Source organism: Pseudidiomarina atlantica, from assembly GCF_000753735.1.
In the GTDB taxonomy this organism is placed as follows: Bacteria; Pseudomonadota; Gammaproteobacteria; order Enterobacterales; family Alteromonadaceae; genus Pseudidiomarina; species Pseudidiomarina atlantica.
Genome location: NZ_JPIN01000001.1, coordinates 513,601 through 528,968, shown reverse-complemented (window position 1 = coordinate 528,968; position 15,368 = coordinate 513,601). Strand labels below are relative to the sequence as shown.

Below are 15,368 nucleotides of genomic sequence, written 5' to 3'. Positions count from 1 at the left end.
AGCGTGCTTTTTACTAATCCTTAGCGAAATTCGCTAATTAACGTTTAATTGGCGTAAATTCGCGTTGCGCTTCGCCGGTATACAGCTGACGTGGACGACCGATCTTCTGGTTCGCTTCGCCCATCATTTCGTGCCAGTGTGAAATCCAACCAACGGTACGTGATAAAGCAAAGATCACGGTAAACATGTTGGTCGGAATACCGATTGCTTTCAAAATGATACCTGAGTAGAAGTCTACGTTTGGATAGAGTTTCTTCTCAACGAAGTATTCATCTTCAAGTGCAATGCGCTCAAGTTCCATTGCGACATCAAGTAATGGATCTTGAATTTTCAGTTCTTTCAGTACTTCGTGCGCGCTCTCACGCATCACGGTCGCACGCGGGTCAAAGTTCTTATAGACGCGGTGACCGAAGCCCATCAGACGGAATGGATCGTTCTTGTCTTTGGCTTTCTCGATGTACTTAGGAATGTTGTCGACCGAACCGATTTGTTTCAACATACGCAAACATGCTTCGTTCGCACCACCGTGTGCTGGACCCCACAATGAGGCAACACCTGCGGCGATACACGCATATGGGTTGGCGCCTGAAGAGCCCGCCAAACGCACAGTTGAAGTTGAGGCGTTCTGTTCGTGGTCGGCATGCAGCGTGAAGATACGATCCATCGCTTTCGCGATAATCGGATTTACTTTGTAATCTTCAGCCGGTACCGAGAACATCATGTTCAAAAAGTTTTCTGAGTACGACAGATCATTTTTCGGATAAACAAACGGCTGACCAATGCTGAACTTGTATGCCATCGCTGCGATGGTTGGCATTTTGGCAATTAAACGGTACGCGCTGCGCAGACGTTGTTTTTCATCGTGGATGTCTAAGTCGTCATGATAGAACGACGACAACGCACCGGTAACGGCACATAACATGGCCATTGGGTGAGCATCACGACGGAAACCATTAAAGAAATTGTGTAAACCTTGGTGCACCATGGTGTGCTTGGTAATGGTGCTCTTGAAGTTATCGTATTGCTCCGCAGTTGGCGCTTCGCCATGCAGCAGCATGTAACATACTTCGAGGTAATCGGCTTGTGTTGCTAGCTGATCAATAGGATATCCGCGGTGCAGTAGAATGCCTTTTTCACCGTCAATGTAGGTGATCTTAGATTCGCATGAACCGGTTGCTAAAAAACCTGGATCAAACGTGAAGTACCCGTGTTTTCCTAAAGTACGCACGTCAATTACATCATAGCCGGCTGTACCAGATAACACTGGTAGTTCAATGGATTGGCCGTCAATCTGCAGGGTGGCTTTACGATCAGCCATAAGGAAATCTCCTTGTTCTAGTCTGCTTCATCACTTAATTAAGGCGCTGTAATTTACTTGATCTTAACCGCAACTGTCAATTCAAACGGCCGTTTAGATAAGCCAGCGAAGCTGCGCTCGATCAAGTAAACGTGGCATTGTTACGCAAAGTTGTTGCGATTGGATGACACTCGCGCGAGAAAAAAATTTCGTTCCACCGTTATACGGGGAGATCCAAATTTTGGGTATTCGACTAAGGTAGGGTTGCGGAAAAACGCTGAATCGATTTACTTGATCTAAAGCGAAAAAATTCACGTTTTTCTTAGGAAAGTCGCGGTCAGAGAATTGTAATCCTTGGCTCTGGCTTATATACTTTGGCAGCGATCTCACAGGGTCCTCTCACCAATGTTCTAGGACGAGGATGTTTGAAGTTCCGAGCATGTTAACAATGCTTTTCTAAAAGGCACAACAATCGTGAAAAAACAAAGACCTGTAAATTTAGACCTTACAACCATTAGTCTCCCCGCTGCGGGACTTAGTTCCATTCTGCATCGAATTTCTGGCGTGATCATGTTGATTTCAGTCGGATTGTTGGTGTGGGCGTTAGCTACGTCACTGCAGTCGAACGAAGGCTTTGCAATGGTGCATGAGTTATTCACCAGCTTCATTGCTAAGTTTATCGCTTGGGGTATCTTAACTGCACTTGGCTATCACTTATTGGCCGGCGTGCGCCACATGTTTATGGACATGGGCTACTTCGAAGAGTTGAAGTCAGGCCGTGTTAGCGCACAAATCGTCTTCGTGTTAGCAATCATTCTGTCAGTCTTAGCAGGGGTGTGGTTATGGTAAAAGTAGCTTCAACTTTCGGCCGTAGCGGTACGCACGACTTCATCCTGCTACGTGCAAGCGCCATTATCATGGCGTTGTATACCATTTTCATGGTGAGCTTTTTGGTTTCAGCAGAAACCATCAACTATGCCGTGTGGACCAACTTGTTCGCGCACTTAGGTATGAAAATTTTCACCATGTTGGCGCTAACGTCAGTGTTAATTCACGGCTGGATTGGTATCTGGCAAGTGCTAACGGATTACGTGAAAAATTCTGGCTTACGAGCTTTCATTCAATTCGTAGTATGTGTTGCACTTATCGTGTACTGGCTAACTGGCCTACTCGTAGTGTGGCCTGTGGAGGGTGTGTAAGTGAGCGTTCAAACACTCGAATATGATGCAGTAGTCATTGGTGCTGGTGGCGCGGGCATGCGCGCAGCACTGCAAATTTCTCAGTCAGGCATGACCTGTGCGCTGATGTCAAAAGTCTTCCCAACCCGTTCGCACACCGTATCTGCGCAAGGTGGTATCACTGTAGCCTTAGGTAATGCGCACGAAGACAATTGGGAATGGCACATGTTCGATACCGTTAAAGGTTCGGACTACATCGGTGACCAAGACGCGATTGAATACATGTGTAAAACCGGTCCAGAAGCCATTTTGGAACTGGAAAACATGGGCTTGCCATTCTCACGTTTTGAGAACGGTAAAGTTTATCAGCGTCCATTTGGTGGCCAGTCAAAAGCCTTTGGTGGCGAGCAGGCGGCACGTACCGCTGCAGCAGCTGACCGTACCGGTCATGCGTTGTTGCACTTGCTCTACCAGCAAAACGTCAAAAACAAAACCACGGTATTTTCTGAATGGTATGCGCTTGACTTGGTGAAGAACCAAGACGGTGCTGTGGTGGGTGTAACCACCATGAACATCGAAACCGGTGAAGTGTTCTTTGTGAAAGCCAAGGCGGTCGTTCTTGCCACTGGTGGTGCAGGGCGTATCTACGCTTCAACCACGAATGCCCACATCAACACCGGTGACGGCGTTGGTATGGCGCTACGTGCTGGTGTGCCAGTACAAGACATGGAAATGTGGCAGTTCCACCCAACCGGTATCGCCGGTGCCGGTACCTTGGTAACTGAAGGTTGCCGTGGTGAAGGTGGTTACCTATTGAATAAAGATGGCGAGCGCTTCATGGAGCGTTACGCGCCAAACGCGAAAGATTTGGCATCACGTGACGTGGTTGCCCGTTCAATGATGACGGAAATTCGTGAAGGCCGTGGTTGTGATGGCCCATGGGGACCACACTTGAAATTGAAACTTGACCACCTCGGTCGTGACGTTCTCGAAAGTCGCCTGCCAGGCGTTTGTGACTTGGCGAAGACCTTTGCCCACGTCGACCCAGCGGAAGAGCCAATTCCAGTGATTCCAACCTGTCACTACATGATGGGTGGTATTCCAACGGATGTGAATGGACAAGCCCTGCAAATCGATGCTGACGGCAAAGCAACACCAATCCAAGGTCTGTTTGCCTGTGGTGAGATTGCTTGCGTATCGGTACACGGCGCTAACCGTTTAGGCGGCAACTCGTTGCTTGACTTGGTCGTGTTCGGCCGTGCAACTGGTTTGCACTTGGGTGAAGCGCTGGCCGCGAACACCGAAGCACGTGAAGCAAGTCAAGACGATATCGATGCAGCTCTCGCGCGGACCAACCGTTGGGAATCAACGCAAAAAGGCGAAGATCCAGTGCAAATCAAGAAAGATTTGCAGCAATGTATGCAGTTGAACTTCTCGGTCTTCCGTGAAGGCGAAGCAATGAAAGAGGGCTTAGCGGAGCTGAAAGAAATCCGTGAACGTCTGAAAAACGCGCGCCTTGACGATACGAGTGCTGAGTTTAACACCCAACGTATCGAGTGCTTAGAGCTTGATAACTTGATGGAAACCGCATACTCGACCGCCGTTTCAGCGAACTTCCGTACCGAGAGTCGTGGTGCGCATAGCCGTGCCGACTACCCCGATCGTGACGATGAAAATTGGTTAGTACACTCAGTGTATCGTCCGGTTGACGAATCAGTGGTGAAGCGCGAAGTGAATATGCAGCCGAAGCTGCGTGAAGCATTCCCGCCGAAAGCGCGGACTTACTAAGGTTAGGTGACAACGATGAAGAAGTTGAGCATATCAGTTTATCGTTACAACCCGGATGTTGATAACGCACCCTACATGAAGGACTACACTCTCGAACTCGAAGAGAAGCAGGACATGATGGTGCTGGACTTGCTGTTGAAACTAAAAGAGCAAGATCCAACGTTAGCATTCCGTCGCTCATGCCGTGAAGGTGTGTGTGGTTCTGACGGTTTGAACATGAACGGCAAGAACGGTTTGGCCTGTATCACGCCATTGTCTGCCTTGAAAGGCAACAAAGTTGTGATTCGTCCGTTGCCTGGTTTGCCGGTGATTCGTGATTTGATTGTAGACATGACTCAGTTCTACAAGCAGTACGAGAAGATCAAACCGTTTTTGATTAACGACGACAAAACGCCACCTGCGCGTGAGCGTTTGCAGTCGCCAGAAGAGCGTGCGAAGCTTGATGGTTTGTACGAGTGCATTTTGTGTGCATGTTGTTCAACCTCATGCCCGTCGTTCTGGTGGAACCCAGATAAGTTCATCGGTCCTGCAGGCTTGTTGCATGCCTATCGTTTCTTGATCGATAGTCGCGACACTGCAACCGAACAACGCTTAGACGATTTGGATGATGCCTTTAGTGTCTTCCGTTGCCACGGTATCATGAACTGTGTGAACGTTTGCCCGAAAGGTTTGAATCCAACCAAGGCTATTGGACACATCAAATCCATGCTATTGAGTCGCGCGATTTAATACTATCGCGTTGATTTGCTATAGTAATGGCCAAGCTGTATCGAAATAGCCATCCAGCTTGGATGGCTATTTTTTTATGAAACGAGTGTGAAGGAACAGCGATGCAAGACGGCGTAATGCAAGCCTGGCTAGAATCTTCCCACCTGGCGGGTGGTAATATGGCCTATGTCGAGGAGCTTTTCGAAGTGTACCTCGATGACCCTACTGCTGTTGGTGATGAATGGCGAAAGTTTTTCGACCAGTTGCCGCGTGAAGGTAGCGGCCAAGACACCAAGCACAGTGAAATTCGTGAGCAATTCCGAACCCTTGCTAAGAACAAGCTAAAGCAAGCAGGAACGGTAGTTGCCGGTGCCCCCGATCAGAAACAAGTGCGAGTGCTGCAGCTGATCAATGCTTACCGCTTCCGCGGTCATCAGCACGCGAACCTTGATCCACTCGATTTGTGGAAGCAAGAGCAAGTTCCTGACTTGTCACTTGAGCACCATGAGCTTTCAAAAGATGATTACGACAAAGAATTTAATGTCGGATCACTTGCCGTAGGGCAAGAAACCATGAAGCTTGGTGAGATCCATAAATTGCTCGAGCAAATCTATTGTGGTTCGGTCGGTGCCGAATATATGCACATTGTTTCGACCGAAGAGAAGCGTTGGATTCAACAACGACTCGAAGGTGTGCGCGGGCGTCCAGAATTCAGTAAGGAGCATCAGCAGAAGATCCTCAAAGAGTTGATCGCTGCCGATGGTCTGGAAAAATACCTTGGCTCGAAATTCCCAGGTGCCAAGCGCTTCTCGTTGGAAGGTGGCGATAGCTTGATTCCAATGCTGAAAGCGCTGATTAGTCGTGCCGGCGAACAAGGTACGAAAGAAGCTGTTATTGGTATGGCGCACCGTGGTCGCTTGAACGTATTGGTAAACGTGCTCGGTAAAAAACCACAAGATTTGTTTGACGAGTTTGCCGGTAAGCATGCCACTAACAAAGGGTCAGGTGACGTAAAGTACCATATGGGCTTCTCATCTGACTTTGCCACGCCAGGCGGTGATGTTCACTTAGCATTAGCATTCAACCCGTCGCACCTAGAGATCGTCAATCCGGTAGTGATGGGGTCAGTGCGCGCGCGGATGGATCGCTTGGGCGACAAAGACGGCTCGAAAGTATTGCCAATTACCATTCACGGTGACTCAGCGATTGCGGGTCAAGGTATCGTGCAAGAAACCTTCAACATGTCGCAAACACGCGCGTTCCAGTGCGGTGGTTCGATTCGCATCGTCGTCAACAACCAAGTTGGTTTCACCACTTCAAAGCGTGAAGACACGCGTTCGACGCAGTACTGTACGGACATCGCTAAAATGGTTCAGGCGCCGATTTTTCACGTCAATGCGGATGACCCAGAGGCGGTGGTATTTGTCACGCAGTTAGCGATTGATTTCCGTAACGAATTCAAGCGTGACGTGATGATCGATTTAGTTTGTTATCGCCGCCACGGCCATAACGAAGCCGACGAGCCAAGCGCCACGCAGCCGCTCATGTACGCGAAAGTGAAGAAGCATCCGGTTGCGCGCAGCATTTATGCGCAGCGTCTTGCTGAAGCTGGCGTTATTAACAGCGACCAAGAAGAGTTGCTCGTTAGCGCGTATCGTGACCAGCTCGATAAAGGCGAAATCGTGGTCGACGAGTGGCGTGAAATGAAGGCTCACTCGAGCGACTGGTCGAAGTACATTGGTAACGAATGGGATGTTGAGTACGATGCGAAAATTAGCAAGGCCCAGCTCGAAGAGCTTGGTATTGCCATGAGCACCGTGCCTGAAGGTTATAAACTGCACTCGCGGGTGAAAAAAGTTTATGACGAGCGCCTGAAAATGGCAAAAGGTGAGAAGAAAGCCGACTGGGGCTTTGCCGAAACTTTGGCCTACGCCAGTTTGGTTGACCAAGGCATTCATATTCGTATGACCGGTCAAGACAGTGGACGCGGTACATTCTTCCATCGCCATGCGGTGTTGCATAATCAAAAAGATGCATCGACTTATATGCCGCTGAATAACATTCGCGAAGGCCAAGGGCCGATCGAAATTTATGATTCGGTGTTGTCGGAAGCCGCCGTCGTTGCGTTCGAATATGGTTATGCAACAGCTGAGCCAAAAGCTCTCGTGCTTTGGGAAGCGCAGTTTGGTGACTTCGTGAATGGCGCGCAAGTGGTAATTGACCAGTTCCTTAGCTCAGGTGAACAAAAATGGGGTCGTTTGTGCGGCTTGACCATGTTGTTACCACATGGCTACGAGGGACAAGGTCCAGAGCACAGCTCAGCGCGTTTAGAGCGGTTCTTGCAGCTGTCTGCGGATCACAACTGGTCGGTGTGTGTACCAACGACACCAGCTCAGGTGTTCCATATGTTACGCCGTCAGCAATTACGCCCGGTGCGTCGTCCGCTTATCGTGATGACTCCGAAGTCGTTGTTGCGTCATCCATTGGCAGTTTCTGATTTAGATGAAATGACCGATGGCGTGTTCCAGAATGCGATTGGCGAAATTGACAGCTTAGATGCGAAAAAAGTGAAGCGGGTCATCTTCTGCTCCGGCAAAGTGTACTACGATCTGTTGAAGGAGCGTCGTGAGCGCGAGCAAACAGATGTTGCTATTATTCGTATCGAGCAGTTGTATCCGTTCCCAGCTGAAGAAGTGGCTGAGATTTTGAAAGAATACAAGCATGTGAAAGATTTTGTTTGGTGCCAAGAAGAGCCGCAAAACCAAGGTGCCTGGTATAGCAGCCAGCATCACTTTAGAGCGGCAATTCCGAAGGGCGCAGACTTAACTTATGCTGGCCGTGAAGCATCGGCTGCACCAGCAGTAGGTTATTTGTCTGAGCACAACAAACAGCAGCAAAAATTAGTCGATGACGCGCTAACCATTAAATAGGTGATAATTGACCATGGCTATTGATATTAAAGTTCCACAACTACCTGAATCTGTTGCTGACGCGACAGTCGCTACTTGGCACGTTAAGCCAGGTGATAAAGTATCGCGCGATCAAAATCTGGTCGATATTGAAACCGACAAAGTTGTCCTCGAAGTGGTTGCACCTGAAGATGGTGTGATTGGCGAAATTATCGCTGAAGAAGGCGCAACTGTTGGCGCTGATGAAGTTATCGGTAAGCTCGAGAAAGGTGACGGCGCAGCTAAATCAGATGACAAAAAATCTGAAGCGTCAGAGAAATCTGCAGAGAAAAAGTCAGACGACAAAAAAGCTGACGACAAGCCAGCAGCAAAATCGGGTAGCGGCGAAAAGCTTGAAGTTAAAGTACCACAGTTACCAGAATCAGTTGCCGACGCAACTATCGCTACTTGGCACGTGAAAGCGGGCGAGAAAGTCACCCGTGACCAAAACCTAGTCGACATTGAAACCGATAAAGTCGTGCTTGAAGTTGTGGCTCCAGCAGATGGTGTGCTTGCTGAAATTAAGCAGGAAGAGGGCGCAACCGTGGGCGCTGATGACGTTATCGGTATTGTTGAAGCCGGCGCAGCTGCCGACGACACCGACACTGCTGACAAATCTGCTGCGTCTTCGAATGACGATAGCAAGGATGACGACGGTGATAGCGAAGTCGCAGGTCCTGCCGTACGTCGTTTACTCGCAGAGCACGACCTTAAAGCATCTGACGTTAAGGGCACTGGTAAAGGCGGACGAGTCACCAAAGAAGACGTTGAGAAGCACGTCAAAGACGGTGGCAAGAAAGAGGCGCCTGCAGCAGCCAAGAGCGAGAGCTCAGCTCCAGCCGTTGCCGGTGATCGCGAGCAGAAGCGTGTGCCTATGACACGTCTGCGTAAGACCATCGCCAAGCGTTTGCTTGAAGCGAAGAACGCGACCGCAATGCTGACTACCTTTAACGAAGTTAACATGAAGCCAATCATGGACTTGCGTTCGAAGTACAAAGACGAATTTGAGAAGCGTCACGACACCCGGTTAGGTTTCATGGGCTTCTACGTGAAGGCTGTGACAGAAGCTCTTAAGCGTTTCCCAGAAGTGAACGCGTCAATTGATGGCGACGATATCGTGTACCACAACTATTTCGATATCAGCATTGCTGTGTCGACGCCGCGTGGCCTGGTGACCCCAGTGTTGCGTGATACCGACAAAATGAGCATCGCGGAAATCGAAAATGGCATCCGTGACCTTGCGATTAAAGGTCGTGACGGCAAGTTGACGATGGAAGATATGCAAGGCGGTAACTTTACTATCACCAATGGTGGTGTGTTCGGTTCACTGCTATCAACGCCAATTTTGAACCCACCACAAAGTGCGATCTTAGGCATGCATAAAATCCAAGACCGCCCAATGGCAGTGGATGGTAAAGTCGAGATCTTGCCAATGATGTATTTGGCGTTGTCATACGACCACCGCATTATCGATGGTAAGGAGTCAGTCGGCTTCTTGGTTACCATCAAAGAACTGTTAGAAGATCCACAACGCTTGTTGTTGGACATCTAAATAGACTGAAGCCGCATGTTGCGATGTCATGACAATTGCACATGCGGCTGTCTTTTTTGCGCGCAAAACTGTAAAATACGCGCGAATTTTCGGGTAAGCAGCGCGACGCTGCTTTTGTTGTTCAAACGAATCGGAAGATCATCATGAATTTGCATGAGTATCAGGCTAAACAACTCTTTAGAGAGTTCGGTTTGCCAGTATCTGAAGGCTTCGCAGTTGACACTGCAGACGAAGCCGTTGAAGCCGCTAAAAAAATTGGCGGTGAGCGTTGGGTTGTCAAAGCGCAAGTCCACGCCGGTGGCCGCGGTAAAGCGGGCGGTGTAAAACTTGTTTCTAGCCTTGACGAAGTGCACGCGTTTGCCGACAACTGGCTAGGTAAAAACCTAGTGACGTATCAAACAGACGCGAATGGTCAGCCAGTTGCGAAAATCTTGGTTGAGAGCCTCACTGATATCGCTTCAGAACTGTACTTAGGCGCAGTTGTTGACCGTGCGACACGTAAAATCGTGTTCATGGCGTCAACCGAAGGTGGTGTTGAAATCGAGAAAGTTGCTGAAGAAACACCTGAAAAAATCTTGAAAGCCGTGATCGACCCAACCGTCGGGGCACAGCCTTTCCAAGGTCGCGAACTTGGTTTCAAATTGGGTCTTAACCCAGAGCAAGTGAAGCAGTTCACCAAGATCTTCTTGGGTCTGGCGAAAATGTTCGAACAGTACGACTTCGCTTTGCTTGAAATCAACCCGTTGGTGATCACCGAGCAAGGCAACCTGCACTGCTTGGACGGCAAAATCAACATCGACAGCAACGCCCTTTATCGTCAGCCAAAAATCCGTGAAATGCACGATCCTTCGCAAGAAGACGAGCGTGAAGCACAAGCGGCGAAGTGGGAACTGAACTACGTTGCACTTGACGGTAACATCGGCTGTATGGTCAATGGTGCTGGTCTAGCGATGGGTACCATGGACATCGTTAAGCTTGCCGGCGGCGAGCCAGCGAACTTCTTGGATGTTGGTGGCGGCGCGACTAAAGAGCGTGTGACCGAAGCATTCAAAATCATCCTTTCTGACGATGCAGTAAAAGCGGTTCTAGTGAACATCTTCGGCGGTATCGTCCGTTGTGACATGATTGCCGAGGGCATCATGGGCGCGGTTGAAGAAGTTGGCGTGAAAGTACCTGTAGTTGTACGCCTTGAAGGTAACAACGCAGAGTTAGGTCGTCAGAAATTAGCAGAAAGTGGCCTGAACATTATCGCAGCAGAAAGCTTGTCTGACGCTGCTGATAAAGTGGTTGCTGCGGCAGGAGGTCAATAATGTCTATCTTGATCGATAAAAACACCAAAGTTATCTGCCAGGGTTTCACTGGTGGTCAGGGTACTTTCCACTCTGAGCAAGCGATCGCTTACGGTACGCAAATGGTAGGCGGTGTGACGCCAGGTAAAGGTGGTCAAACGCACCTAGGCTTGCCAGTTTTCAACACTGTGCGTGAAGCGGTTGAAGCGACTGGTGCAACTGCATCTGTTATCTACGTACCTGCACCTTTCTGCAAAGATTCAATTGTCGAAGCGGCGGACGCTGGTATCGAATTGATCGTATGTATCACTGAAGGCATTCCAACTTTGGATATGCTTTACGTGAAAGAATACTTAACGCACAAAGGCGTGCGTATGATCGGTCCAAACTGCCCGGGCGTTATCACCCCAGACGAGTGCAAGATCGGTATCATGCCAGGTCACATCCACAAGAAAGGTAAAGTGGGTATCGTGTCGCGTTCAGGTACTTTGACTTATGAAGCGGTTAAGCAAACCACTGACGAAGGCTTCGGTCAATCGACTTGTGTCGGTATCGGTGGTGACCCAATTCCTGGTTCAAACTTTATCGACATCCTTGAGTTGTTCGAAAAAGATCCAGAAACCGAAGCTATCGTTATGATCGGTGAAATCGGTGGTACTGCTGAAGAAGAAGCTGCAGAATACATCAAGCACAATGTAAGCAAGCCAGTGGTTTCTTACATTGCGGGTGTAACAGCTCCTCCTGGTAAGCGTATGGGCCACGCTGGTGCGATCATCTCTGGCGGTAAAGGTACTGCTGACGAGAAATTCGCCGCACTTGAAGCAGCTGGCGTGAAAACGGTTCGCAGCCTAGCTGACATCGGTAAAGCATTACGCGAGAAAACTGGCTGGTAAGCAGCGAGTTTAAAACGTGATAACAAAAACCCAGTAACTGCGAAGTTGCTGGGTTTTTTATTGCCCGCAATTGAATAGGTGCACCATGCCGCAATCGCCACTCCTAAAGACTATCGGCTTTACCCTGTTAGCGCTGATTGCTTTCGCCGGCAACTCGATCTTGTGTCGCTGGGCACTGGCTGACCATGCCATGGATCCAGTCAATTTCAGCCTAGTGCGCTTGCTTACGGGGGCCATCACATTGTGGTTATTGGTGCGCTGGCAGCAAGGTAAGTCAAGGGCCGAACAACCATACTTAGCAAGGCGAAAGCTGCCCTGGTGGGGCGCATTGTGGTTGTTGCTTTATGCCTACGCATTCGCCTTTGCCTACATCGAACTAGCGACTGGCGTCGGCGCGCTGATTCTGTTTACCGCGGTGCAGCTCAGTATGTTGTTGATAGCGGCTTGGCGTGGTGAGCGTTTTGCCGTAATTGAGCTTGGTGGCATCGCCTTGGCATTGGCCGGTTTTACCTATTTAGTCTGGCCGCAGTTTGCCGACCCTTTATCCGCCGTGGCGGTCGCCATGATGTTGTTGGCGGGCAGTGCTTGGGGAGCCTACAGTACCGTTGGACGCGGCTCCAGCACTCCGCTCTTAGATACTCAGATCCATTTTCAACGGGCGCTGCTGTTGGCCGTACCGTCGTTATTTTGGGGTGACTGGACTGCCAGTGGCGGAATTTACGGTTGGTTGCTGGCCGGCGTATCCGGCAGTCTGACTTCAGCGGTAGGCTACGCTCTATGGTTTCGCGCCTTACCACTGTTACGTGTCAGTACCGCTGCGGTGGCACAGCTTTCTGTCCCGCTCATTGCTGCGCTCGGAGGTTTGTTATTCGTGAATGAGCCGATAACTTCACGTTTTATACTTGCCAGCGCGATCATTTTATTTGCCATCAGTTTAGTGATTCGCAGTAGAAATAAACAAAAATAAAACATTATCACCTAATAGAATTAATGATTTACATCTGGCTAACTTACGCTAGGCTAGTTAAAAAGCAGTGCATTCGCACTGTCGGATTCCACATCAAAGTTGTCGCGCGGAGACACATTAATGAAAAAGTGGATATTACTAGCGATTTTGGCGCTTGCTGCTTGGAATTATCACCTCAATCAAGAAGCTGAGAAACGCGGCGAAGAGCGCGGTTTGATCAAAGAAATTGTTCAAGGGGTGCAGGGTGCAGTTTATAAGCGCGACCCCAATTTTCGCTGTGATGGTCGTCAATACTGCTATCAGATGAAATCAAAAGAAGAAGCCATGTTCTTTCTCTCCAACTGTCCTGAGACTCATCTCGACGATAATGATAACGGTATTCCGTGCGAGCAAGATTTTCCTGTTGAGCAAAATTGACCGGCAAAAGCACTAGGCAACCTACCTCAGAACACCTATGCTTGAAGGGTGCTGATAAAGGTTGTTGAAGATGCATAAAAAACCTGTGTTACTCATTCTGCTTGGTTGCGCCATAGGTATTTGGTTGGCCGCCGCGTGGTTGAAAGAAAACTCGGTGGCGAACGTTGTGGTGGCGATGAGTCGCACCGCTGATAACGAATGGTTCGTTTCGTACAAGTTCGACGAACCGGTGCAACGCGCCACTTTTGTACGCAATTCAGATCATTCCCGCATTAAACGCTGGCAGCCGCTAGAGCCAGATTATTACTTAGCGATCGACAGCGAGACGGATCAAGAATATATCGCACGCGTCGACGGCAATAGCTTTAACAGCGTAGCGTTTCAGCTCACCCCTAGCTACGTCATGTTACGTAAAGATTATGCACCTTTTGCGCCGTTTTCAGACGGCGGTGTTGGCTGGTTTAGTGGGCGTTTTAAAGTCTGCCCAGAAAGCTGTTCGAGTGCCTTGCGCTTCACTTATGACTTCTCGATGCAGGCGCCGTTGAGCGATTATATTCGGTTGCCGGGCGAGAGTGCGCGTGGCGAACTACAATGGCGCGAAGAAGCGAGCGATGGAGTGGTGGTCTATGTTGGCCCCCAAGCGCCCCGTGAGGCATTAGATGATGGTTTGCAGACCATTATCGACCCGATCTTGCCAGACAGTCTAAAGCAGCGGTTGGCGCGCGATGTGCCACCCATGAAAGCATTCTTTAATCAGCGCCTGCCGTTATTGGAGCAGCAACCCATGTTATTGGCATCCTTTAGCCCGACAGATAACGGCCGCTTTGGTTATCAAGGCGGGGTGATTGGCAATCAAATGATGCTGCACTGGTACGGGCACAGTATGGCGGAGCGAGCCACGGCACCTTATTTTGTGGAAGATACACTATGGTTCGTAGCGCATGAAATTGCGCATCTGTATCAAGGTGGACAGTTCACTACCGACCAAGCATGGATCCATGAGGGGGCGGCGGAGTTTATGGCACTCAGTTATTTGCGCTCCATTTATGCCAACGGCATCTACTTGCAACATCGCGTGCGTAGCGCTGAAGAGAAGTGCGCAAGCACCAGCGACCCGATTGAGATTCATTATGCGTGCGGCCTGTTATGGGCACAGCAAATTGACGATCGTATTCGTCAGCAATATCCACATGGCCTGTACTTTCTCTGGTTTACTTACGTGAATGAACTCGCTACCCAAGGGCGACGGGACAGTGCCGATCTTTATTTTGAGCTGTTAGCGCAGTTGACTGACGAGGTATTTGCGCAACAACTGCGTGCTCAGGTGGCAGCCCGTTATCCGCAACTTTGAACTTTTTTGCGCGATCGACCATACCTAATCAGCACGCTGCAAAAGCAGCACTTACGATTGGAGGATGCAATGAAACTATCGAAAACGGCTTTGCTAAGCGCATTGGCTGCGAGTTCAGTGCTCGTTAGCACAGCTCAAGCAGATGATCATCAACTCGGCCAAGCGCCTGGTTTTTATCGTATGAATGTCGGTGACTTTGTGGTGACCGCGTTGAACGATGGCACCAGCGATATGCCGGCCCATCGGTTACTGCATTGGGACGAAGATAAAATTCGTGAGGCCATGGCGGAGCATTTTATGGAGTCTCCTGTCGAAGGCTCAATCAACGGATTCTTAGTCGACACCGGTGAGTATCAGATACTTATCGATACCGGCATGGGGGCGGGCGTCAGTCCAGCTTTAGGCAAATTGACCACCCACTTAGCCGCTGCAGGCTATAGCGTCGACGATATTGATGCGGTGTACATCACGCATTTCCATGGCGACCATGTGAGTGGCTTAGTCAACGACGGTAAGCGAAGCTTCCCAAATGCAACTGTTTATGTGCATGAGCGCGACGCTACAGCGGAGAGTGCAGCTGCTAAGTACGCACCGTATCAAGCCGCAGATAAATTTAAGACCTTTGCCGACGGCGAGCAAATTCATGAGGGTATTAAGATCAACCCAACCTCAGGACACACCCCAGGTCACAGCGTTTACCATGTTGAGAGTGGCGGTCAAACTATGGTGGTGTGGGGCGATACCTTACATGTCGCGGGCGTTCAGTTTGCCCATCCAGAAGTGACCATTCAGTATGACAGCGATCCAGCAGCGGCGCGTGCACAGCGCTTAGCGCTATTTAAAACGATTGCTGAGAATGAATACTGGGTGGCGGGCGCGCATATTGCCTTTCCGGGCATTGGTCGCATGAAGGCTGACGGTGACGGTTATCGCTGGGTTCCGGCAAACTACACCACGCGTGTCGAAGCAGCCCAATAGGC

Annotated in this window: 13 protein-coding genes; 12 read left to right on the top strand and 1 reads right to left on the bottom strand. The window is 49.7% G+C overall.

Annotated elements, in window-relative coordinates:
• Nucleotides 1-37: 37 nt before the first annotated feature.
• On the bottom strand, nt 38-1,318 hold the full coding sequence (locus IDAT_RS02620) for a citrate synthase (protein ID WP_034730066.1): 1,281 nt from the start codon (nt 1,316-1,318) through the stop codon (nt 38-40).
• 453 nt (nt 1,319-1,771) lie between these two features.
• Between IDAT_RS02620 and sdhC the strand changes: the two genes are divergently transcribed.
• The 12 genes from sdhC (at nt 1,772) to IDAT_RS02560 (ending at nt 15,366) form a co-directional block, all read left to right on the top strand.
• A complete protein-coding gene (gene sdhC, locus IDAT_RS02615; RefSeq protein ID WP_034730064.1) occupies nt 1,772-2,146 on the top strand; it encodes a succinate dehydrogenase, cytochrome b556 subunit in 375 nt (124 codons plus the stop codon).
• Nucleotides 2,140-2,496: a succinate dehydrogenase, hydrophobic membrane anchor protein gene (gene sdhD, locus IDAT_RS02610; RefSeq protein WP_034730061.1), complete on the top strand. Its 357-nt coding sequence runs from the start codon at nt 2,140-2,142 to the stop codon at nt 2,494-2,496. The genes sdhC and sdhD overlap by 7 nt, the downstream gene beginning before the upstream one ends.
• Nucleotides 2,497-4,263, top strand: a complete 1,767-nt coding sequence (sdhA, locus tag IDAT_RS02605; RefSeq protein ID WP_034730058.1) for a succinate dehydrogenase flavoprotein subunit — start codon at nt 2,497-2,499, stop codon at nt 4,261-4,263.
• A gap of 15 nt (nt 4,264-4,278) precedes the next feature.
• Nucleotides 4,279-4,992, top strand: coding sequence for a succinate dehydrogenase iron-sulfur subunit (locus IDAT_RS02600; RefSeq protein ID WP_034730056.1), 714 nt, complete (start codon nt 4,279-4,281; stop codon nt 4,990-4,992).
• Nucleotides 4,993-5,093: 101 nt separating this feature from the next.
• Nucleotides 5,094-7,901, top strand: a complete 2,808-nt coding sequence (locus IDAT_RS02595; RefSeq protein ID WP_034730054.1) for a 2-oxoglutarate dehydrogenase E1 component — start codon at nt 5,094-5,096, stop codon at nt 7,899-7,901.
• Between the two features lie 13 nt (nt 7,902-7,914).
• On the top strand, nt 7,915-9,471 hold the full coding sequence (odhB, locus tag IDAT_RS02590; RefSeq protein ID WP_034730052.1) for a 2-oxoglutarate dehydrogenase complex dihydrolipoyllysine-residue succinyltransferase: 1,557 nt from the start codon (nt 7,915-7,917) through the stop codon (nt 9,469-9,471).
• 143 nt (nt 9,472-9,614) lie between these two features.
• Nucleotides 9,615-10,781, top strand: coding sequence for an ADP-forming succinate--CoA ligase subunit beta (sucC, locus tag IDAT_RS02585; protein ID WP_034730050.1), 1,167 nt, complete (start codon nt 9,615-9,617; stop codon nt 10,779-10,781).
• Nucleotides 10,781-11,653, top strand: a complete 873-nt coding sequence (gene sucD, locus IDAT_RS02580; protein ID WP_034730047.1) for a succinate--CoA ligase subunit alpha — start codon at nt 10,781-10,783, stop codon at nt 11,651-11,653. The genes sucC and sucD overlap by 1 nt, the downstream gene beginning before the upstream one ends.
• A gap of 85 nt (nt 11,654-11,738) precedes the next feature.
• Nucleotides 11,739-12,620, top strand: a complete 882-nt coding sequence (locus tag IDAT_RS02575) for a DMT family transporter (RefSeq protein WP_034730044.1) — start codon at nt 11,739-11,741, stop codon at nt 12,618-12,620.
• Between the two features lie 120 nt (nt 12,621-12,740).
• The gene (locus IDAT_RS02570) at nt 12,741-13,037 is read left to right on the top strand and encodes an excalibur calcium-binding domain-containing protein (protein ID WP_034730040.1); all 297 of its coding nucleotides are present in this window, start codon (nt 12,741-12,743) and stop codon (nt 13,035-13,037) included.
• 70 nt (nt 13,038-13,107) lie between these two features.
• Complete coding sequence (locus tag IDAT_RS02565) at nt 13,108-14,388, top strand: hypothetical protein (RefSeq protein WP_034730037.1); 1,281 nt, start codon at nt 13,108-13,110, stop codon at nt 14,386-14,388.
• A 69-nt stretch (nt 14,389-14,457) separates the two neighbouring features.
• The gene (locus tag IDAT_RS02560) at nt 14,458-15,366 is read left to right on the top strand and encodes an MBL fold metallo-hydrolase (protein WP_034730034.1); all 909 of its coding nucleotides are present in this window, start codon (nt 14,458-14,460) and stop codon (nt 15,364-15,366) included.
• The last annotated feature ends 2 nt before the right edge of the window (nt 15,367-15,368 follow it).

Excerpts from the sequence above, each read along its gene's own strand:
- IDAT_RS02620 (WP_034730066.1), bottom strand. The coding sequence starts at position 1,318 with ATGGCTGATCGTAAAGCCACCCTGCAGATTGACGGCCAATCCATTGAA.
- sdhD (WP_034730061.1), top strand. The coding sequence starts at position 2,140 with ATGGTAAAAGTAGCTTCAACTTTCGGCCGTAGCGGTACGCACGACTTC.
- IDAT_RS02600 (WP_034730056.1), top strand. The coding sequence starts at position 4,279 with ATGAAGAAGTTGAGCATATCAGTTTATCGTTACAACCCGGATGTTGAT.
- IDAT_RS02595 (WP_034730054.1), top strand. The coding sequence starts at position 5,094 with ATGCAAGACGGCGTAATGCAAGCCTGGCTAGAATCTTCCCACCTGGCG.
- odhB (WP_034730052.1), top strand. The coding sequence starts at position 7,915 with ATGGCTATTGATATTAAAGTTCCACAACTACCTGAATCTGTTGCTGAC.
- sucC (WP_034730050.1), top strand. The coding sequence starts at position 9,615 with ATGAATTTGCATGAGTATCAGGCTAAACAACTCTTTAGAGAGTTCGGT.
- sucD (WP_034730047.1), top strand. The coding sequence starts at position 10,781 with ATGTCTATCTTGATCGATAAAAACACCAAAGTTATCTGCCAGGGTTTC.
- IDAT_RS02575 (WP_034730044.1), top strand. The coding sequence starts at position 11,739 with ATGCCGCAATCGCCACTCCTAAAGACTATCGGCTTTACCCTGTTAGCG.
- IDAT_RS02570 (WP_034730040.1), top strand. The coding sequence starts at position 12,741 with ATGAAAAAGTGGATATTACTAGCGATTTTGGCGCTTGCTGCTTGGAAT.
- IDAT_RS02565 (WP_034730037.1), top strand. The coding sequence starts at position 13,108 with ATGCATAAAAAACCTGTGTTACTCATTCTGCTTGGTTGCGCCATAGGT.
- IDAT_RS02560 (WP_034730034.1), top strand. The coding sequence starts at position 14,458 with ATGAAACTATCGAAAACGGCTTTGCTAAGCGCATTGGCTGCGAGTTCA.